The 21,225-nt window shown below is 34.0% G+C and carries 15 protein-coding genes and 2 pseudogenes; 8 read left to right on the top strand and 9 right to left on the bottom strand.

Annotated features, from left to right (window positions below):
• Window positions 1–28 precede the first annotated feature (28 nt).
• Window positions 29–670, top strand: a pseudogene (locus GKR88_16170) (GAF domain-containing protein).
• Window positions 671–700: 30 nt separating this feature from the next.
• On the opposite strand, the gene GKR88_16175 reads toward GKR88_16170, so the two are convergent.
• Both GKR88_16175 and GKR88_16180 read right to left on the bottom strand, forming a co-directional pair.
• Complete coding sequence (locus tag GKR88_16175; protein QMU65662.1) at window positions 701–844, bottom strand: hypothetical protein; 144 nt, start codon at window positions 842–844, stop codon at window positions 701–703.
• Window positions 844–2,043: an HD domain-containing protein gene (locus GKR88_16180; protein ID QMU65663.1), complete on the bottom strand. Its 1,200-nt coding sequence runs from the start codon at window positions 2,041–2,043 to the stop codon at window positions 844–846. The genes GKR88_16175 and GKR88_16180 overlap by 1 nt, the downstream gene beginning before the upstream one ends.
• Before the next feature lie 422 nt (window positions 2,044–2,465).
• Between GKR88_16180 and msrB the strand changes: the two genes are divergently transcribed.
• The 5 genes from msrB to GKR88_16205 are packed head-to-tail and all read left to right on the top strand — an operon-like array spanning window position 2,466 to window position 9,969.
• A complete protein-coding gene (msrB, locus tag GKR88_16185; protein ID QMU65664.1) occupies window positions 2,466–2,918 on the top strand; it encodes a peptide-methionine (R)-S-oxide reductase MsrB in 453 nt (150 codons plus the stop codon).
• Window positions 2,915–3,451, top strand: coding sequence for a peptide-methionine (S)-S-oxide reductase MsrA (gene msrA, locus GKR88_16190; GenBank protein QMU65665.1), 537 nt, complete (start codon window positions 2,915–2,917; stop codon window positions 3,449–3,451). The genes msrB and msrA overlap by 4 nt, the downstream gene beginning before the upstream one ends.
• 24 nt (window positions 3,452–3,475) lie before the next feature.
• Window positions 3,476–5,032 (top strand): YdiU family protein, encoded by a 1,557-nt coding sequence (locus GKR88_16195; GenBank protein QMU65666.1) that lies wholly within the window; start codon window positions 3,476–3,478, stop codon window positions 5,030–5,032.
• An 18-nt stretch (window positions 5,033–5,050) separates the two neighbouring features.
• A complete protein-coding gene (locus GKR88_16200) occupies window positions 5,051–6,271 on the top strand; it encodes an alpha/beta fold hydrolase (GenBank protein ID QMU65667.1) in 1,221 nt (406 codons plus the stop codon).
• 17 nt (window positions 6,272–6,288) lie between these two features.
• On the top strand, window positions 6,289–9,969 hold the full coding sequence (locus GKR88_16205) for a phosphoesterase (GenBank protein QMU65668.1): 3,681 nt from the start codon (window positions 6,289–6,291) through the stop codon (window positions 9,967–9,969).
• 324 nt (window positions 9,970–10,293) lie between these two features.
• Here the strand turns inward: GKR88_16205 and GKR88_16210 are convergent, their stop codons facing one another.
• The 5 genes from GKR88_16210 to GKR88_16230 all read right to left on the bottom strand — a co-directional run bounded on the left by GKR88_16210 (window position 10,294) and on the right by GKR88_16230 (window position 15,103).
• Complete coding sequence (locus GKR88_16210) at window positions 10,294–11,247, bottom strand: hypothetical protein (GenBank protein ID QMU65669.1); 954 nt, start codon at window positions 11,245–11,247, stop codon at window positions 10,294–10,296.
• Between the two features lie 577 nt (window positions 11,248–11,824).
• Window positions 11,825–12,685 carry an AraC family transcriptional regulator gene (locus GKR88_16215; GenBank protein ID QMU65670.1) on the bottom strand — a complete coding sequence of 287 codons (861 nt, stop codon included), beginning with the start codon at window positions 12,683–12,685 and terminating at the stop codon, window positions 11,825–11,827.
• Window positions 12,686–12,712: 27 nt separating this feature from the next.
• A complete protein-coding gene (locus tag GKR88_16220) occupies window positions 12,713–13,504 on the bottom strand; it encodes a hypothetical protein (GenBank protein ID QMU66757.1) in 792 nt (263 codons plus the stop codon).
• Between the two features lie 115 nt (window positions 13,505–13,619).
• Window positions 13,620–13,949 (bottom strand): MerR family transcriptional regulator, encoded by a 330-nt coding sequence (locus GKR88_16225; protein ID QMU65671.1) that lies wholly within the window; start codon window positions 13,947–13,949, stop codon window positions 13,620–13,622.
• Between the two features lie 185 nt (window positions 13,950–14,134).
• Window positions 14,135–15,103, bottom strand: coding sequence for a peptidoglycan DD-metalloendopeptidase family protein (locus GKR88_16230; protein QMU65672.1), 969 nt, complete (start codon window positions 15,101–15,103; stop codon window positions 14,135–14,137).
• Window positions 15,104–15,265: 162 nt separating this feature from the next.
• Here GKR88_16230 and alaS point away from each other — a divergent pair, with 162 nt between their 5' ends.
• Both alaS and GKR88_16240 read left to right on the top strand, forming a co-directional pair.
• Window positions 15,266–17,896, top strand: coding sequence for an alanine--tRNA ligase (gene alaS, locus GKR88_16235; protein QMU65673.1), 2,631 nt, complete (start codon window positions 15,266–15,268; stop codon window positions 17,894–17,896).
• A 52-nt stretch (window positions 17,897–17,948) separates the two neighbouring features.
• Window positions 17,949–18,900, top strand: a pseudogene (locus GKR88_16240) (GSCFA domain-containing protein).
• Window positions 18,901–18,913: 13 nt separating this feature from the next.
• Here GKR88_16240 and GKR88_16245 read toward each other — a convergent pair.
• On the bottom strand, window positions 18,914–19,207 hold the full coding sequence (locus GKR88_16245; GenBank protein ID QMU65674.1) for a rhodanese-like domain-containing protein: 294 nt from the start codon (window positions 19,205–19,207) through the stop codon (window positions 18,914–18,916).
• A gap of 10 nt (window positions 19,208–19,217) precedes the next feature.
• Entirely contained in the window at window positions 19,218–20,966 is a 1,749-nt protein-coding gene (locus GKR88_16250; protein ID QMU65675.1) for an aromatic amino acid hydroxylase, read from the bottom strand.
• Window positions 20,967–21,225: the final 259 nt, after the last annotated feature.

Genomic DNA, 21,225 nt, shown 5'->3' on the forward strand with positions numbered 1-21,225 from the left:
ACTGTAGCCCTATTTTAGGACGAGACAAAATGATAAATTAGCCAAATACATAGATAAGCAACAAATAGAGGCTCAAAAAATGTTTCCACATTATTTTGAGCGTTATAAAACTGATGGTGTTGAGTATAATATATATATTGGACAATCTCTGGTTAAAAATAAATCATACGATCCGCTGTATTTATATAATCTGCGCCTGTGGCAATTACAGATGATGTGCCAAATAGAAAATGTCGCACATACAGCGAGGAAAGAAATGGAGCACGATTTACAAGTAGCTTCATTAATATTGGTACACAGCAATCCGTTAGCTATTAAATTTAGAATGGATGAAAAACAATTTGATGTGGACGGAGCCTACAATATCCGATATGAAATTATCAAAAAGCGTATTGACAAAGCACATATCAAAGGCAGTAATGAGCGCTTAACAACTCCCGGAAAGATTGCAATTGTATACTCTCAGGATAAAGATGCCAAAGAATACCTAAAATATATAAAATTCTTACAGTCTAAAAAACGATTAGGGGTTATTGAAAAATTAGAACTCGAAGATTTACAAGGAGTCTCTGGACTAAAAGCACTACGTGTAGAAGTAGTATATTATGACGATTTTGATGAATCTCATACGATTACTTTACAAGATCTGATTAAAGAAATAGAAAATTAAAAAACATATATTGAACTCATTTAAACTTTTTCAATTTGCTAAAAAATTACTGTTTTCCGCTCTGTTTTTGTCTTTTTTTCCTTCCGTAGCGCTGCTATGCAACTCAAAAAAGCCTTCAACAGCCCTAAAAACTTCTAATTTTCGCTTAAATCCAAAAAGTTTAAATGAATTCATTATTGTGTGCCCTGCATCTTAAAGGCAACTGCAAAAACAATTATAGAAATCACGATGCCTATAATGAACACGGTATAAGTAATTCTTAATATTTTATATTTTTTATCCAAAACCTTTCCCAAAAAATACAAATCTTTTTTCATAGAAGAATATAAATAATCTCTGTCTTCCATCATTTCTCCCATTGCCCATTCAAAATCATCCAGACCCATTTTATGAAAGTTACCGAAAAACAATAAGTTCACTTTTTTATTTCTCACATCTTCTTTCGTAAACTTTCCACTAGTTATGTTAGGGCGAGTTGCCAAGACAGACAAAATCATAGAAGCAACGGTAAATAACACGAAAATTATGGTAGGGAAAATCAAGTACTGATTAGACGGATTATCCAACTTAGACACTAAGTTAGAGAGCACTAATGAAACAATAATCGCATTAACGGACAGTAAAATATTTGCCTTTGTATCTGCAATATCACTTAACGTAATGTGATTTCGTAATGTAACCCGAAACATTGTCTCAATGCCCCGTTCCGGCAATTTTGCTTTCTTCTTTTTTAAAGCCAACTCCTCAGCTTGTTTCTTTACTTTTTTATCTTCTTTTTCCTGTTTTGTCAGAGATTTAAAAAGCAGCGCCAGATTTTTATCTTTTCCAGATTGCCAATTTTCCAAAGCAAAATCCGTATAAAAACGATGGTGCTTAGTGAAAAACGAAATATTTTCTTCTATCCAAGCTGTATTTTTATATGTTTTTCCTAATATATTTTCCCATTCGTGTCTCAATAATTCACTTATTTGAGAATAGTTTTTATCTTGAAAATGAGAACAATCGGCATCTTTAATTATTTTTTCAGACAAAGTGACAGGTTCATATCCCATTTTAGTTGCCATGATTAAAGAAAATACTTCATCCTTAAAATCATCAGAAACCAATTGTTGTTTTAAAAAATCTTTAGCAATCTCAACGCTTTCCTCTTCATGATTATCCTTACTTTTTGTGTAACCCGTATCATGGAACCACGCAGCAATAATTAATTTTACAGCACTGTCTTCAGTTACTTTTTCGCCTTCAATAATCTCTTTAGTGGCAGCAACTACACGTTGTGTATGGCTTAAATTATGGTACATAAAATCATGTGGCAACATATCATTTAATAATGACGAAACAAATTTTTCTGTTTCTAAAATGAGTTCTTCCATAAAGTAAGTATTTTTGCTAAAGTAAAAATAAATTTTTTGATAAATTGAATGCCGTTTAGAGACCTAAAAGAATCATTAGAACATTTTCTCAATTTTTGAATTTTTGATTTTTTGATTTTTTTAATTCATTGAGACCTTTGAATTGATTTGGCAAAAAAGTTCGATGCCCGAAGGAAATTTTGAACCCGAAGTAACCCATTGGTTTTGAGGATTTAAAATTTTCGAGAAGAAAGAAATTTGAAGCCAAATCAATTTCAATACGGAATATATCTCTATTCTGAAAAGGTCTCTCATTACTAATAAAGATTATTAAGTGTCATAACCAACAATCAAATCTAATAATTTACACTTGTAATAAATTAAGGGATATAGCGTCTAAAGTTAGACTCATAAATGAGTAACTTAGCTCAAAATAGTCTATTATGATTACATGGAAAAATATTATTCATTATACCACAAAAGAAAACCTCACTCCCACTCACCGTATTGAAAAATCAAATGATGAGTGGAAAAGCATATTAACCCCTGAGCAGTATAGAATTACCCGCTTAAAAGGAACCGAAAGGCCTTATACCGGGCAGTTATGTTCTATCTTTGATGCAGGAGTTTATCAATGTGTATGTTGTAAAGCCGATTTATTTGATGCCTCTATTAAATATGATTCAAGCTCAGGCTGGCCGAGTTTTACACAACCTATTCGGGAAAATGCCATTCAGTATTGCAAAGACACATCTCATGGAATGGTCCGTGTTGAAGTATTGTGTAATACTTGTGACGCGCATTTGGGACATGTATTTCCCGATGGTCCGGAGCCTGGCGGACTGCGCTATTGCATCAATTCGGAATCAATGATTTTAAAAAATAATATGTCATGAACAAGAATATACAAACAGCAACTATCGGTGGCGGATGCTTTTGGTGTACAGAAGCTATTTTTTTAAGAGTAAAAGGAGTAGAAAAAGTTGTTTCCGGATATGCCGGTGGAAATGCTCCCGGAAAACCGGCATACAGAGAAGTTTGTACCGGGCTAACCGGACATGCGGAGGTCATTCAGATTCGTTTTGATGCGGATATTATTTCTTATGAAGATATCTTAATTATTTTTATGACCACACACGATCCCACGCAATTAAACAGACAGGGAGCGGATATAGGGACGCAATATCGTTCTGTTATTTTTTATCACGATGCACAACAAAAAGCAACAGCACATAAAGTCTTATTGGATTTGGCTTCTTATTTTGACAGCCCTATTGTAACAGAGATAAGCGCATTACCTACATTTTATAAAGCTGAAGATTACCATCAGGATTACTATAGTAATAATCAGGAACAAAGCTATTGCAGCTTTGTCATTACACCAAAATTACAAAAACTGAAAAAGCACTATGCCGATAAATTAATTTAAGATTTCTGTTAACCTTTAAAAACGTTGAACCTCAATACCGTACATCATTTTACAAACCTGTTACCTGCTGATCCAAATCCTGAAAATACAAGAAGGCAAGTATCGGAAACTTGTTTTTCATATGTGATGCCTAAAAAAACAACCGCTCCAAAACTCATTCATGTATCGGATGAAATGATGAATGCGTTGGGAATCTCGGAAAAAGATGCCAAATCAAAAGCATTTTTAGATGTAATGACAGGAAATAAAATACTTCAAAATACAAAACCCTTTGCTATGTGTTACGGAGGACATCAGTTTGGGCATTGGGCCGGGCAGCTGGGAGACGGTAGGGCGATCAACTTAACAGAAATCGAGTATCATAACAAAATATGGATGCTTCAATTGAAAGGAGCTGGAGAGACTCCATATTCAAGGACAGCAGATGGTTTGGCAGTACTTCGATCTTCCATCAGAGAATATTTATGTAGTGAAGCTATGTATCATTTGGGCATCCCCACTACAAGGGCTTTATCATTAAGCTTGTCCGGAGATGATGTTTTGCGTGATATCATGTATGACGGAAATCCCGCTTATGAAAAAGGAGCTATCGTATCCAGAGTAGCTACATCCTTTTTACGTTTTGGGAGCTACGAAATTTTTGCAGCAAAAAACGATATAAAAAATTTAAAATTACTCGTCGACTATACCATAGAGAACCTTTTTCCCGAGTTGGGAATACCTTCTAAAGAAACCTATCTCTCTTTTTTTAAAGAAGTTGTCAGGCGTACTTTAACCATGATCATTCATTGGCAACGTGTGGGGTTTGTTCACGGAGTCATGAACACGGATAATATGTCTATTTTAGGATTAACCATAGATTATGGTCCGTATGGTTGGTTAGAAGGCTTTGATCTTAGCTGGACACCCAATACAACAGATAAAGAACATAAAAGATATCGTTATGGAAATCAGCCTAATATTGGACTATGGAATCTATATCAATTGGCAAATGCATTATATCCTTTAATTGGAGAAGCAAAACCGTTAGAGGATATTTTAGAATGGTATAAGGCTAATTTTGAGAAACAATCTTTAGAGATGATGCGCTCTAAATTGGGTTTATACACTAAAGAGGAAAATGATGCTAAACTCATTAAAAAATTGGAAACTATATTACAGTTAACCGAAACGGATATGACTCTTTTTTTTAGAAATTTGTCAAAGGTGAAAAAAGAAAAAACAACTCGTATAAATCTTATTGCAGATGCTTTCTATGAAGATTCTATTTCAGGTGAATTAACTCAAAAATGGGAAACCTGGTTAAAAACATATCAAGAAAGATTACAAAAAGAGATTGTGAATGATAGTGAACGTCAATTGAAAATGAATACGGTAAACCCCAAATATGTACTAAGAAATTATATGGCACAATTAGCCATTGATGAAGCTGAAAAAGGAGCATATACACTTATTGATGAATTATTTCAGTTATTGAAGCATCCGTATGACGAACAACCAAGTGCTGAAAAATGGTATGCAAAAAGGCCCGAATGGGCAAGAACTAAAATAGGCTGTTCCATGTTATCTTGCAGCTCATAATATCTAAAAACAGAAAAAATGAAAAGTAATAAGCTAACCATAAAAAATAGAAAAGGGTTCATGTTAAATGCTTTCTTAGAGTTGCCGGCCAATCAAAAGCCTAATTACTATGCTATTTTTGCGCATTGTTTTACTTGCAGCGCAAGACTGTCTGCAGTTAAAAATATCAGTCGATCGATCGCGAAAGCAGGTTTTGGAGTTATTCGGTTTGACTTTACAGGTTTGGGAAGAAGTGAAGGAGAATTTGCAGATAGTTATTTTTCTGCCAATGTAAATGATTTAATCGACGTACACCGTTTTATTACCAAACAATACAATGCGCCCTCTTTATTGGTTGGACATTCTCTGGGGGGTGCTGCTGTTTTGGTAGCTGCATCTATGTTAAATGATATTAAAGCTGTTGCTACAGTAGGGGCTCCTGCAAGTGTAAGCCACGTAAAACATTTATTTTCTCACGATATCAATAAAATTCCGGACCAAGGAAATATAGAAGTAAACATTGGCGGAAGACCCTTTAATATTAATAAAGATTTTGTAGAAGATTTTGACAAAACAGATTTACCGGTAATTGTTAAAGAGCTTCGTAAACCTCTGTTAATTATGCACGCTCCTTTTGATAATACAGTTGGTATTGAAAATGCTCAAAAATTATATCAATATGCACATCACCCTAAAAGCTTCGTATCACTGGACGGAGCAGATCATTTATTAATGAACTCCAAAGATAGCAGATATGTAGGAGATGTTATCGGTACATGGGTACAGCGCTACTTCCCTCAACGAGAAAATCAGTTACTGGATATGGAAGAAGAAAAGCTGGTAGGCCATTTAAACATAGCGGAAGATAATTTTACAACCTTCATACAAACTAAAAATCATACCTTAATTGCAGACGAACCTATCGGAATCGGAGATGATTTCGGCCCATCACCTTATGAACTTTTAAATGCTTCCTTGGCGGCCTGTACGGTGATGACTTTAAAAATGTATGTTCAAAGAAAGCAATGGGATTTAAAAGAAGTTTTTGTATATATTACCAATTCTAAAAAACATAGTGACGTTATGGAAGCAGAAGAGAACAAAACAAAATATTTAGATCACATTAGTAAAAAATTAAAATTTATTGGTAATTTAGACACTCATCAAAAGCAACGCCTAAAAGAAATAGCTTCTCGTTGTCCGGTACATAAAACCTTAGAAAAAGGTGTTGTTTTTCATACTGAAATCATAGAAACATAAGCAATTAACCAAGCTTTATGAAAACTTTTAAAAAAATAGTATATTCTATCCCTATATTATTGATCTCTGCGTGTGCTACATATAAAACTCAATTTGCGAAAAGTAATATAGTTACTCCAAATGTATCTAAAAAAATAGCATATACTTTTTATCTGATTGGAGATGCCGGCAATGCTGACATAAATTCTTCTACAAAAGCATTAGAAAAACTACGAAAAGAAATGAACCGGACAGATAAAAATGCTACCTTATTATTTTTGGGTGACAATATATATCCTTCGGGGGTCCCGGAAAAAACATCAAAGGAATACACATTGGCAAAGCATCGAATTCAAACTCAAATTGATATCGCCAAAGACTTTAAGGGAAATACCTATTTTATTCCCGGAAATCATGACTGGTATCACGGATTAGATGGTTTGAAAAGACAAGAAAAATTGATTGAAAAAATAGTAGGTAAAAATACTTTTTTACCCGAGAATGGCTGCCCTCTGGAACGTGTAAAAATTGCCAAAGACATTGATTTGATTATTATTGACACACATTGGTATCTGACCAACTGGGACCATCACCCTAAAATGAATGATAATTGCGAGATTAAAACCAGGAAAAAATTCTTTGACGAACTGAAAGGGCTCATTAAAAAAGCAAGAGGAAAAACAACAATTATTGCCATGCACCACCCTATGTTCTCACAAGGTCCTCATGCCGGAAATTATTCTTTTAAGAGCCATATGAGTCCCATACCTGTACTGGGAACTTTAAAAAATATAGTAAGAAAAACGACAGGAGCTTCTAATGCTGATATACAAAACAAAAAATACCGGGAATTAAAAAAAAGAATTGTTGCCCTCTCTCAAAAAAATGAAAAAATCATTTTTGTTTCCGGACACGAACATAGTTTACAGTATATAGTCCGGGATAATATTCCGCAAATTATTAGCGGTTCGGGTGCTAAGGTAAGTCCTACAAAATTATCTAGCGGAGGAAAATTTGCTTACGGACAGCAGGGTTATGCTAAATTACTGGTGTATGAAGATGGTTCTTCTAAAGTATTTTTTTATGCGATAGATAACCAAACAGCTATTTTTGAGAGTGATGTGTTACATACCAACAGAACACAAACAGCAAACCGGTATCCGGCAGATTTTCCGAAAACAAAATCCGCATCGGTTTATACGGCAAAAGAAACTTCCAAAGGAAAAACGTACAAGTTCTTTTGGGGAGAACGTTATCGAAAATACTATCATACAAATGTAAATGTGCCTACGGTACGGTTAGACACGTTATTTGGAGGATTGACACCCGTTAGAAAAGGTGGTGGAAACCAATCCAAATCATTGCGATTAAAAGACAATAACGGGAGGCAGTATGTGATGAGGGCTTTGCGTAAAAATGCTTTGCAATATCTCCAGTCAGTTGCTTTTAAAGACCAATACATCGAAGGGCAGTTTGATGACACATATACACAAAATTTATTGTTAGATGTCTTTACAGGATCACACCCGTATGCTCCATTTATCATAGCACCTTTAGCTAATGCAGTAGGCATCTATCACACAAACCCTGTACTATATTATATTCCTAAACAAGAACGCCTGGGTATATATAACCATGAATTTGGAGATGAATTATATATGATCGAAGAACGGGCTACATCCGGTCATGGAGATAAAAAAAGTTTTGGTTTTTCTGATAAACTAATAAGTACGGATGATCTTTTAAAAAAAATACATACTAATGAAAATCATCTTGTAGACGAAAAAGCATATATACGAGCACGTTTGTTTGATATGCTAATTGGAGATTGGGATCGCCATGAAGACCAATGGAGGTGGGCCGTTTTTAAAGAAGGTAAAAAAACAATATACAGACCTGTTCCAAGAGATAGAGATCAGGCATTTTCTATTATGGCCGATGGAACCCTTTTGAGTTTTGCTACTAAAGTAGTTCCAAAAGCATCCTTATTACAGTCATATAGTGAAGAATTAAAAGATGTAGTTGGGTTCAATATAGAACCTTATCCGTTAGATATGGCCATTATCAATACATCTGCAAAATCCGATTGGGACCAACAGGTACAACACATCGTTACAAATCTGACAGATGATCGTATAGAGAAAGCTTTTATTTTATTTCCAAAAGAAGTACGCGATAAAACAATTGATGAAATAAAACAAAAATTAATAGGACGAAGAAAAAACCTACAGAAAATTTCCGACACGTATTTTAAGCATTTAAACAAATTTCAGATAATTAAAGGAACTGATAAAGATGACTGGTTTGATATAGAACGATTTCCCGATGGAAAGACAAAAGTAACAGCATATAGAATTAAAAAAGGTAAAAAAGGAGTTATTTTTCATCAAAAGACATATCAAAAAGAGCATACGAAAGAGCTTTGGATTTACGGGTTAGATGATGACGATATGTTTGTAGTGCGTGGAAAAGGGAACCACCTTATTAAGGTGAGAATTATCGGTGGGCAAAATAAAGATACTTATAACATCATTAACAGGAAAAAAATAATTGTATACGATTTTAAAGCCAAAAAAAACATATTTACTATCAATAAGGGCAAAAAACGGGTAACCAACGACTATAAAACGAATCTATACGATTATAAAAAATTAAAAGACAGGCTACATAAATTTATGCCATCTATCGGTAGAAATCCGGACGATGGTATTAGAATAGGGGTTGCAAATAAATTTATTGCAAACGATTTTGAAAGAAACCCTTTTACCTACAAATATACTTTAGCAGCTAACTTATATTTAGCAACAAAAGGCTATGATATCAGTTATACCGGAGAGCTTGCCCATATTACCGGAAAAGCAAATCTGGGGTTTGATGCTACTTTTACCAGCCCTAATTTTGCAAATAATTTTTTTGGTTTTGGAAATGAATCTCTAAACCCGGAAGCTGATGAAAATGACGGATTAGATGTAGGTCTGGATTACAATCGTGTAAGAATAAGACAGTTTCGTTTTGGAACTTCTTTAATTTGGAGAGGTGATTTGGACAGTAAAGTGCGGTTGGGTATTAGTTACGAAGCTGTCAAAGTAGAAAAAACAGCCGGCAGGTTTGTAGCTAATACTCCTGAATTACCCGCAACTGTTTTTAATAATCAAAATTTTATAGGAAGCGAGTTGAGTTATTATTACAAAAATACGGATAGTGAAGCTTTTCCTACTCTGGGAATGGAAACTGATCTTAGATTGGGGCATACTTTTAATACCGGTACTTCTAAAGGATTTGTTTATTTTACTCCCTCCATTGCTTTTAATTACCCTTTAGCAGCTAATAAAAAAATAGTATTTGCCACCAAATTGGGCGGTCATATCAATCTTAATAACAATTTAGAATTTTATCAGGGTGCTAATTTAGGGGCTGATAATGGTTTAAGAGGCTATCGAAATCAGCGATTTATTGGGAAAAGAGCCTTTTACCAAAGCTCTGATATCCGTGTAAATATCAAAAAAATAAAAACGGGTTTAGTTACAATAATTTTAGGTATATATGGTGGTTTTGACTATGGTAAAGTATGGATAGACGATTATGAGACAAGAAACTGGAATACTTCTGTTGGTGGTGGAATTTTCTTAAATGCTGCTGAGATGATTTCAGCCGGAATCTCTGCTTTTAACAGTAATGATGAACTGCGTTTGTCTTTTGGCTTTGGATTTGGGTTTTAATTCACAACATAACTAAGAAGTTGTAGAAAATAGATTGTATGTAGAAAATTTTTATAGCATTGATTTTGTTTACTCTGATAAAAACAAAACAAAGGGTAGAATTTCTTTATTTAAAAAAATCTACCCTTTGGAGACCTTTGCAAAATAGTGATATATTCCGTATTGAAATTGATTTGACTTCAAATTTCTTTCTTCTCGAAAATTTTAAATCCTCAAAACCAACAGGTTATTCCGGTTGAAAATTTTCTTCGGGTGTCGAACTTTTTTGTCAAATCAATTCTGCAAAGGTCTCCTTTGTTTTATTTTTTGCTGAACATACGTTAATTACTGTCGACTGGCAGTTCCTGTCGGATTTGAAGCAGCAGCATTATTATTCATTACAAGATTCTCTAAGCCCGCAGTTGCCGGAACATCATGTATCAAGGGTTTTAGAGTAAAAGGATTAGGACTGTTATCCGGGTTAGGTTCAACAGTTATAACTATTCTTTTCCCTCTTAAGTCAACAGGGGTAGTTACTCCTGCCGGAAGGTTTTGAATAAAATCTTCTCCGGGATAGTTAGGCCCTGAAGCTACATTACCGTTAAACCCTGTAGCCAAAGCAGGGTCAGCATTATTATTAACATCTCTATCAGAATACGAATCTCTTCGGCTTACATTATTAACCTCACCATCGGCAAAAACACCGGTAGATAATGGAGTCCCATCAACTACAGCCCAGCCTTCATAATTCCACCCTGTAGGCAATTCCGGTAAATTAGTACAACAATCCTGAGTTGTTCCGAATATATTCATAAACCACCAAACTCCAGCCTGGAAGTTAGTTGCTCCGTCCCCATCATCAGTAGGAGCTCTTAATACATAAGTTGCAGTAGCATTTGAAAAATCTGTTCCGACAGCCGAAGCATGTCCAATAGATAGACTGGCACTATTGCCAGAGAAGTCACCTGCCAAAATATGGACATCACTTGGAGCCGGATTACTATCAGGGCTTGGTTCTATTGTCAGGACAAAAGCGGAAGCATTATCCAGATTAGATGTACTTACTGCAAAAGATGTTTGTGATAAGTTCCCACTGGCATCTACATTAAAAATACCCGATGAAACAGGGCTCCCATTTACAATTAACCAGCCTTCATACGCATAGCTACTCCCTAAGTCTTCCAATCCTGAAATATTCAAGGTTAAGTTTCTTGTTGTTGGTGTAGCATCATCTTTTTTACAGCTTCCAAGTAACAAAATTCCTGTCAAGGAAATTGTTAAAAAAAATATTTTTTTCATATTTAAAAATTGTTAATATTATGCCTACTTCTGTTTAAAGTCTGTTTTCAGCTTATTCCGACTTTTCAAAAAATTTAAGACCTCTTCAATTATACCTAATTAGCTATCCTACTATTGTATTATTCGGGCTTTCTATAACTATTATTAAATCAATCGATACCATTTCTTGAAACAGTTTTTTCTGATACCTTATAAAGGTAAAGGAATTATATTTAATAAAATAAACTTAATTCTCCTCTTTTCGCATTCGAAATAATAATTTCGGCATTAGTCGAAGATATTGCTACTAAATTACATACATCACTTATTTAAGTAATTACTATTTTAACGTAGGTCTTTGAATTTGAACAAAGTTTGTAATTGCTCAAATCAACACTCATACTACCCAAATTAATAATGATAAACATATCAGTAAATTGAAATCTATTTGCAAGTAATTTTCTAATACCTAATTAGTTATTTTAAGTTAAATTATACGGAAGTAAAATTACCTATATCTATAAACTACCGGATATGGATTACATAACTATTTTCAATCTAAAACTTTGAAAAAAGTCCAAAATAATATCAAAAAAGTTTATTGCATATAATATTTAGGAGAAGCCCCGTATTTAGATTTAAACAACCGGCTAAATGTAGTTGCATTTTCAAAGCCACATTTATATGCAATTTCTTTTATACTAAATTTTTCCCCCTCTATTAATTTTAGTGAGTGTTCTAACTTCTTATTTTTGATCCATTTTGAAGGAGTAGTGTTGTATATTTCGGAAAATTTTCTTTTGAAACTGGAAAGACTCATATCACACAAAAAAGCAAGATCTTTCAAATCAAGGCTGTTTAAATAATTATTATTAATCGTTTTTCTAAATTTAAAATCATTTCCAATAACAGGGTGCATCATACGATAAATATCTTTTGATAAATTACTGTATGACAAATAATGTATAAGTTCTTTCGTTTTAATATCAATTAAATCTGTCTTTTTTCTGGATTCATAATTTCCTCTGTATAAAAGAGAAATACTCTCTGCAAATGATTTTATTAAAAGGCAATTTTCAATTATTAAAATATCTTTAACATTTGAATGAGAAAGTGAATGATCAGCAGCATATACGTTTTTTGAGTAATACTCTTCTAATAGTTCTCTTTTTAAAAATACAATATAGGCTTTGAAATTATTATTCACCGACAGGCTTTCCGACATAATATATGGTCCTTTATTTACCACTGCCAAATTATCTTTATATACCCAAACCGTATCACCTGGAGATTGAAATTTTATGACTCCTTCAATAACATATACACAAAAAAGTTCATTTATATTTAACTGAATATCAGTAATAGAATCTAATTTATGAAAATATTCAATACACATTCCATACGTTCCTTCTATCGTTCTAAATTTTGGATAATCTATAAAATAATCAGGAAATTCCATGCTCTAAAATAGTTATGATGTAAGTTTTTAATCAATTATAAACCCATATAATTTTCCTCCTTCATTTTTGAAACGTTCATCCGCAATCCTAATAATGGTATCGTTTTTAAAAGTGACGGATTCTTTTTGCGAGCTATGCTCAAATAGGTATTCTTTAGCATTTCCTGAAAAAAAATCATCACCCTTAAAATTACTAAAAATCCAAACAGATTTATGATTGAGTAATACTACCTTTTTCCCCTCCTTGCTAATGTCAGCTCCTGTAATCTGACAATCTCTCTCGGAGCAAGTTGTAAAATTGGAAATTAATTGAGCTTTTACTTTGCCATACACGCTATTTGCAATAGTGTCTCCGGAATTTAAAACTTTATATAGAAAGGTCCTTCCCATTTCTCCTTTCACCCTGCTCTTCGTAAAAATATAAAAAAAACCATTCCACTCAAAAAAAGCTTCGGCATCATAATATCGCTTCTTCTTTTTTGGCGGGAATTTCTTCTGTTCAGGGTAATAAAATTGAGTTTTTGTCACATTAATTTTTTGGTTGCCATATAAATCTGAATGATTGATTTTCAAAATGGTTAAATCTTTTCTTTCATTGCTGTTATTTCCAAAATCACCTATGTAAATATTTCTTTGACTGTCTTGAGTAATGTCCTCCCAATCAGTATTCTTTGCATTCATTGTTAGCTCTTTTAAAATTTTTCCTTCTTCGGAAACCAAATATAACAGTGGACTATTCCCACTATCATTTAGCATCCAAAAAGCGTTTTCTTTTTCAGAATATTGAATGCCGGAAACTTCTTTTAGCACCTTTGGCAAATGTGCTTTAAATTCTAATCCACCATAATGAGTACAATTAAAAAGAAAATAAAAACTAAAAAAGAAAACAATATTTTTCATATCCAATTCATTAAGGGCATTATTTTCTACTATTTTAGAGCTGATTCTTAATCTTGATTAATTCGGCTTTCACTTTTTCCAAACTGTCTATAATTTCATGAATATTTGCCATACGCTTTGGGTTATCTTTTAATTTACTCTTAGCTCCTTCTAAGGTAAACCCTCTTTCTTTAACCAAATAATAGATCAGTTTAAAATTTGAAATATCTTCCGGAGTAAATAAACGATTTCCTTTTGCATTCTTTTTAGGTTTTATAATATCAAACTCTTTTTCCCAAAAACGAATTAGAGAGGTATTCACCGAAAAAGCTTCCGCCACCTCTCCTATCTTATAATATCGTTTTTCTGGTAAATCTATAAGCATGATTTTGAATCCTAGAACTTAATTGACTTAAAAATGAATCTTATCATTTTTTTACTCATATACCCCGTCATCATAAAAAGTAGATTTTATTTTCAGGAAAATCATTGAGTGTTAACCTTTTTTATCTCTTTGAAAGGTGTTGATTTTTAACTAACAAAGTATATTCTGTTATAAATACATTTTATTCAATCAAATGACTGCCCTTCTTCTTCAGCAGCAATTTGCATAGCCAAAAATTCTTCCGGAGTCAGATCTCCATAATAGTAATAAACCGGATTCACCGCTTTTCCGTTTTTATGTACTTCATAATGCAAATGAGGAGCCACCGATCTTCCCGTATTGCCTACATAGCCGATTAAATCACCTCTTTTGATTTTTTTACCTCTTCTGGTTGCAATTTTACTCATGTGTGCATAAATTGTTCTGTAGCCATATCCATGATCTACATACACTACTTTTCCAAAAGTCGGGCTGCGTTTTGCCGCACTCACCGTTCCATTACCGGAGGCATATATCGGCGTTCCTTTGGGTGCCGTAAAATCCATTCCTCTGTGAAACTTTCTGATTTTTAAAATAGGGTGCATTCTATATTTAAACCCTGAAGCCATACGTGCCATATCACCCTTTTTAATTGGCAAAATAGCAGGAATAGAAGCCAACATGGTTTCTTTTTCTTTTGCTAATGCAACAATCTCATCTAAGGATCTGGATTGTACAACCATTTGTTTTGATAAAATATCAATATCTTTTGTCATTTCTATGATTAAATTTGAATTGTCAAATCCATCTAAATACTTATACCTGTTTACTCCTCCAAAACCAGCTTTTCTCTGCTCTTCAGGAATGGGATTTGCCTCAAAGTACGTCCTGTAAATATGATTGTCTCTTTCTTGTAATTGTGCCAGAATTTTAGAACTTTCTTCTACTCTTTTTTTCAACAACTCATAATTTAACTTTAAGTTTTCAAGCTCTCTCTTATCAGCTAAGTGGCTTGGTGTCATTAAAAACTGGCTCAACCCTATAAACCCAAATAACATCAACAAAATTACAGTAAATGTAATCAGAACAGCACTCTTATATATATTGCTTTTTTTCGTTTTTATCCTTCTGTAAGATAAAGTCTCCGAATCGTAATAATATTTTACTTTTGCCATACCACTAAATATTCTATTTTTGTCTCTTCAAACTGATGAAGATTATACAATGGTTTCCATCTGAAAATTACAAATCTACAAAATGTTTTATAACTCTTGTAGTTAGTAGTTTTTTAAAGCAACAAATTAAGTTCGTTTTTAGTAGAAAAGACAATACGGCATATGAAATCCCAGGAAATTCGTTCACGTTTTTTATCTTTTTTTAAAGAAAAATCGCATGCTATTGTTCCGTCGGCACCCATGGTATTAAAAGACGATCCCACGCTTATGTTTACCAATTCGGGAATGGCTCCTTTTAAAGAGTATTTTTTAGGAAATAGCACGCCTCAAAAAAAACGTGTTGCCGATACTCAAAAATGTTTGCGCGTTTCCGGAAAACACAATGACTTGGAAGAAGTAGGCTATGATACCTATCACCACACCATGTTCGAAATGTTGGGGAATTGGAGTTTTGGCGATTATTTTAAAAAAGAAGCTGTTTTCTGGGCCTGGGAGTTGTTAACCGAGGTATTTGAAATTAATAAAGATTCGCTATATGTAACTGTTTTTGAAGGAAGCACAGATAAAGATAATCTTCCCAGCGATCAGGAAGCATACAATTTTTGGAAGCAGATTGTCTCCGAAGATCGAATTTTAATGGGTAACAAAAAAGATAACTTTTGGGAAATGGGAGAGCAAGGCCCTTGTGGCCCTTGTTCCGAAATTCATGTAGACATAAGGTCAAAAGAAGAGCAAGTTGCTTTAGACGGAAAGACATTAGTCAATAAAGATCATCCTCAAGTAGTAGAAATATGGAATTTGGTATTTATGCAATACAACCGAAAAGCTGACGGGACATTAGAAGATCTACCCGCTAAACATATTGACACCGGAATGGGTTTTGAACGTTTATGTATGGTTTTACAAGGTGTAAAATCCAGTTACGATACAGATGTTTTTATGCCTTTAATCAGAGAGACCGAGGCGATCTCTAATATGAAATATGAAAAGTTTGAGGAGATTGATATTGCTATGCGTGTGATTGTAGATCATGTTCGTGCTGTTGCTTTTTCTATTGCTGACGGGCAATTACCCGGCAATACGGGAGCAAGTTATGTAATAAGACGAATTTTACGGAGAGCTGTCAGATATGGGTTTACATTTTTAAACAAAAAAGATCCTTTTATCTATCGATTGGTAGATATTCTTTCTAAAAAGATGGGAAAAGCATTTCCCGAGCTGAAATCTCAAAAACAACTGATAGAAAATGTCATCCGAGAAGAAGAGTACTCTTTTTTAAAAACCTTGGAAAAAGGGTTAACCTTATTAGATGCTGTTATTGATAATGAATCGGGAAGCTCCAAAAACAGTTCTCAAATTTCAGGAAAAAAAGCTTTTGAACTATACGATACTTATGGGTTTCCTATTGATCTTACGGCGCTCATTTTAAGTGAAAAGGGTTGGTCTGTAGACAAAATAGGATTCTGTGAAGAAATGGAGAAGCAGAAAGAACGTTCTCGTGTTGCCAGCGAATCTTCTGCGGATGATTGGACTATTTTGATAGAAAACGATGCAGAAGAATTTGTGGGATATGATACCTTAGAAACCCCTGTGAAAATTACTCGATATAGAAAAATATCTTCTAAAAAAGGAGGTAATCAATGTCAACTGGTTTTTAATATTACTCCTTTTTATCCGGAAGGGGGCGGCCAAGTTGGAGATAAAGGTTATCTAAGAGATATTCACGGAGATATTGTATATATTCTTAACACCAAAAAGGAAAATAACACAATTGTCCACTTTACTGAAAATTTGCCAAAACACCTGCTTGAATCTTTCACTGCTGTTGTTGATAAAAAACAGCGAGAGAGGACTTCCGCAAATCATACAGCCACGCATCTTTTACATCAAGCTTTACGGGAAGTGTTGGGGGCACACGTAACCCAAAAAGGAAGCGCTGTACACTCTAAATATTTACGTTTTGATTTTTCTCATTTTGCAAAATTAACCGTCGAACAATTACGTGATGTAGAGAATTTTGTCAATGCCAGAATTGAAGGAAAGCTCCCTTTGGAAGAAAAAAGGAACACTCCGAAAGAGCAGGCTATTACTGAAGGAGCTATTAGTTTGTTTGGTGAAAAATATGGAGATACGGTGCGCTCTGTCCGTTTTGGCCAATCTATTGAATTGTGCGGAGGAACGCATGTTCAAAATACGGGAGATATCTGGCATTTTAAAATAAAGTCAGAAGGAGCTGTTGCTGCCGGAATCCGCAGGATTGAAGCGGTGACTACAGATGCAGTAAAAGATTTTTATTTTGAAAACAACAGGGTATTTTATGAAATGAAAGATATGTTAAACAATTCAAAAAATCCCGTAAAAGCCTTACAAGCTTTACAAGATGAAAACAATTCCCTAAAAAGACAAATAGCTAAATTACTAAAAGACAAAGCTAAAAACCTCAAAGGTGATTTAAAAAATAAGCTCACGGAAATTAATGGCATTCGGTTTTTGGCGACTCAAGTAGATTTAGATGCAAACGAAATTAAAAATTTAGCATTTGAAATGGGAGGAGAACTGGATGATCTATTTTTGTTATTCGGGTCTAAAAATAATGATAAAGCTATGCTAACCTGTTATATTTCCAAAGAATTAGCTACGCAAAAAAACTTAAATGCAGGAGTCATTGTAAGAGATTTAGGAAAATACATTCAGGGTGGTGGTGGTGGCCAGCCGTTCTTTGCTACCGCAGGAGGAAAATATACTGACGGAATTGAAGAAGCATTATCAAAAGCCAAAAGTTATTTGGTATAATATTCAGAGTAAATACTACCTTGTACTGACTTTACAACTCTGAATTATAGATATAAAACTTCAAACCAACGTACCGCTTTCCGGAGAAATAAAAAATCCTATTACATACCATTCAAAGATTTTTTTGTCAGGCTCTTGTTTTTCGGAAAGTATCGGAAAAAAACCGGAATACTTCAAATTTCAGTCAAGTCAGAACCCTGCTGGAATTTTATTTCACCCGAAAGCAATAGAAACGCTTATTATAAATGCTATCAATGAAAAACAATATAATGATCAAGATATATTCTTCCTACATGAAAGGTGGTGCTGTTTTGATGTGCATTCCAAATTAAATTCTTCCGATAAAAAAGATATTTTACAGTTTATAAATAATGCTATAAAATCAACCTATCAACTCCTGAATAATGCCACTCATATTATTTTTACTTTGGGAGCATTCCTGGATATATCGACATACTGAGTCCGACAAAATAGTTGTAAATTGCCATAAAGTACCTCAAAAAGAATTTTTAAAAGAACTCCTTTCCGTAGAAGATATTGTTGCAAGTTTACAAACGATAATTGCATCCATTAAAGGCATAAACAAAAATGCCTCCATTATTTTTACAGTATCATCTGTTCGTCATTTAAAAGATGGATTTATAGAAAATCAATTGAGTAAATCGCACTTAATTGCTGCCATTCATCAAGTAGTTGATATTGAACACGCGATTTCTTATTTCCCTTCCTATGAAATTATGACGGATGAGCTTCGCGACTAACGCTTTTATGCTGAAGATATGCTACACCCTAATGCAATTGCCATCCGTTATATTTGGGAACGTTTTATAGAAACATGGATTGCGGCAGACACAAAAAATACGATGTTACAAGTTGAAAAAATCCAAAACAGGCTTACTCACCAACCTTTCCATTCAAATTCAGAAGCATATCAACAGTTTTTAACTGCTTTACAAAGTGATATCAAAGGACTTCAAAAACAGTACCCGTTTATTACTTTTTAAAGCGTTAAAAATATTAAAGATATTTGGCTACATTTTGCCAAGGCCCGCCATTGATAATATCCATACCGTGTTTTGACAAAAATTCTTTGGCAGCACCACTTCTACCTCCGCTTTTACAGACCGCTATAATAGGCTTTCGATATGCTTTTATAGTTTCCACATGTTCGGGAATTTTATCTAAAACCAAATGTTTAGCTCCTTCAATATGGGCTTCATCCCATTCCATTTGTGTCCTGACATCCAAAATAACAGCTCCTTTGCTCAGGTATTCTTTAATTTTTTCCGAACTGCTATTTTTGTTAAACATATTCTCCTTTTTAATTAGTTTTCAATAATTCCAAACCATCGTTAATCAGCTTACCAAAAGATGTTTCTTTTTTTAGTGTATGCAAATACTGCAAAATCGAGGTTTTACAGTCGAAGTTCTTTACCAATGCCAATTCATACAATTCCAAAGGAAGTAGCCAATCATTTTTGAATTTAGTCTTTAATATCTTAAAAATTGACAACAGATTTTCTTCCTTTACCCTTCCCGTTTCTCTATAGTTTCTAACATCGCCATATAATTTATATAGTGCTATTTCATCAGGCCTATATGAAATTTTTGTCGTTTTTGTTTTTGAGACCTTTCCCAGATTTTCAAAAGAATTCACATCTGCCGGACCGGCATACGCAGAAATAACTTCTTTTCCTATAGCCATATCATATATTCCCCATTCCGGTTGAAATAATATCTTATTTCCATAAGAAACCGTACAGTTTGCAAAAGAAATTAACAAAATCTTACCTTTTAAATCTCTGGTTCCTGTGATTGCTTTACCAACCACCTTAATTCCACTTTCAAAATCCAAAACAATATCTTCTCCTTCATAAATTCCATAAGCTTTTAAATCTCTCGGGCTCATATTTTCAATAGCAAGGTTAATTCCTTTTAACTTACCAACCGGGCTTCCAAAACCATCTTTATGATAAGAAATTCCATGACCGGTTAATTCTTTATCCCTACTTGCCAATGCAGTAGGGCCGGTTGTTTGGAAATAAACAGGATGGTTATTTTCATCGGCAATTACATTCGTAAAAACTCCCGAAATCTGAATACCGGTACTTAACTCTATGGTTCCTAAATTCTTAGAAGCTATTAATTTTTGGGTTCCTTTTAAACCGCCGGTTCTGATAGCCATGGTATTTGCAAATTCCTCTAAAACCAAGCTTAAATACGCAAAATCCGGAGTTACAAACAATTGAGGTTGGGGTTTGGTAATATCAAAATTCACATGAGCTGCTTCAATGGAATACGGTATTTTTTGAACTTCGGGCTGTAAGCAATTTTTACTTTCTCCTATTGAAGACAAAAGGCCTGCACCGTATATTCCAGGATCATCTGTAGTGCCAATTAACCCATACTCTACGGTCCACCAATGTAAATTTCTTATTTGAGCCATTTCAGAGAGTTCACCCATGTGGTTTTGCAAGAATGTTACCTTGTCTTGTGCTTTCTTAATTTCAGAAGCTTTGGCATTCGGGTTCTCCTTTAGAATAGATAATAACCTGATTGCCTCATATATTTCGTAGTCTTCGGCCGATGAAATGGCTTTGCTTCCTATTTCTCCAAACCTCCTCAAATACTCTGCATATTCAGGGTTGGCAATAATAGGAGCATGGCCGGCAGCCTCATGAATAATATCCGGAGCAGGTGTATATTCTATATGCCCTATGGTACGCATATCGGATGCAATCACCAACACATTGTATGCCTGAAATTCCATAAATGCATTAGGGGGGATAAATCCGTCCACCGAAACAGCAGCCCATCCAATCTCTTTTAAAATTCTATTCATTCCTTCCATTCTCGGAATAAACTCAGGTGAAATACCTGTCTTATCCAAGCCTTTTTCATAAGATGTATGCGCTACCTTTGATAAAAAATCTATATTCATTCGCATTACATACCTCCAAACAGCCTGGTTTTGAGGTGTATATTCATCGTACGGTTGTTTTACGATGAATTTATGCAGATGCTTTGGAAGTTTTCCGGTAACTTCGTTCAATTCAAAATGAGCATTCATTAAAAAAAGAAACTTTATGGTATGGTAAATTTACATTTTTTTAATGAGCTTACAAAAATGCAATATGTAACATTTTTACAATACAACCGATTGATTATTTATAACCTCAAATCTATCTTACTATGAGTTTCGGCGGAGCTGTAGAAGCTATGATTAGCAGCTTAAAAACAATAAAAGAACTAGATCCAGTGCTTATAAAAAGCTAAAGGAAAATAAAGCTTCCCATACTTCTAAAACCTTATTACACATTGAAAAAAGC

This window comes from Flavobacteriaceae bacterium (assembly GCA_014075215.1).
Taxonomy (GTDB): Bacteria; Bacteroidota; Bacteroidia; order Flavobacteriales; family Flavobacteriaceae; genus Polaribacter.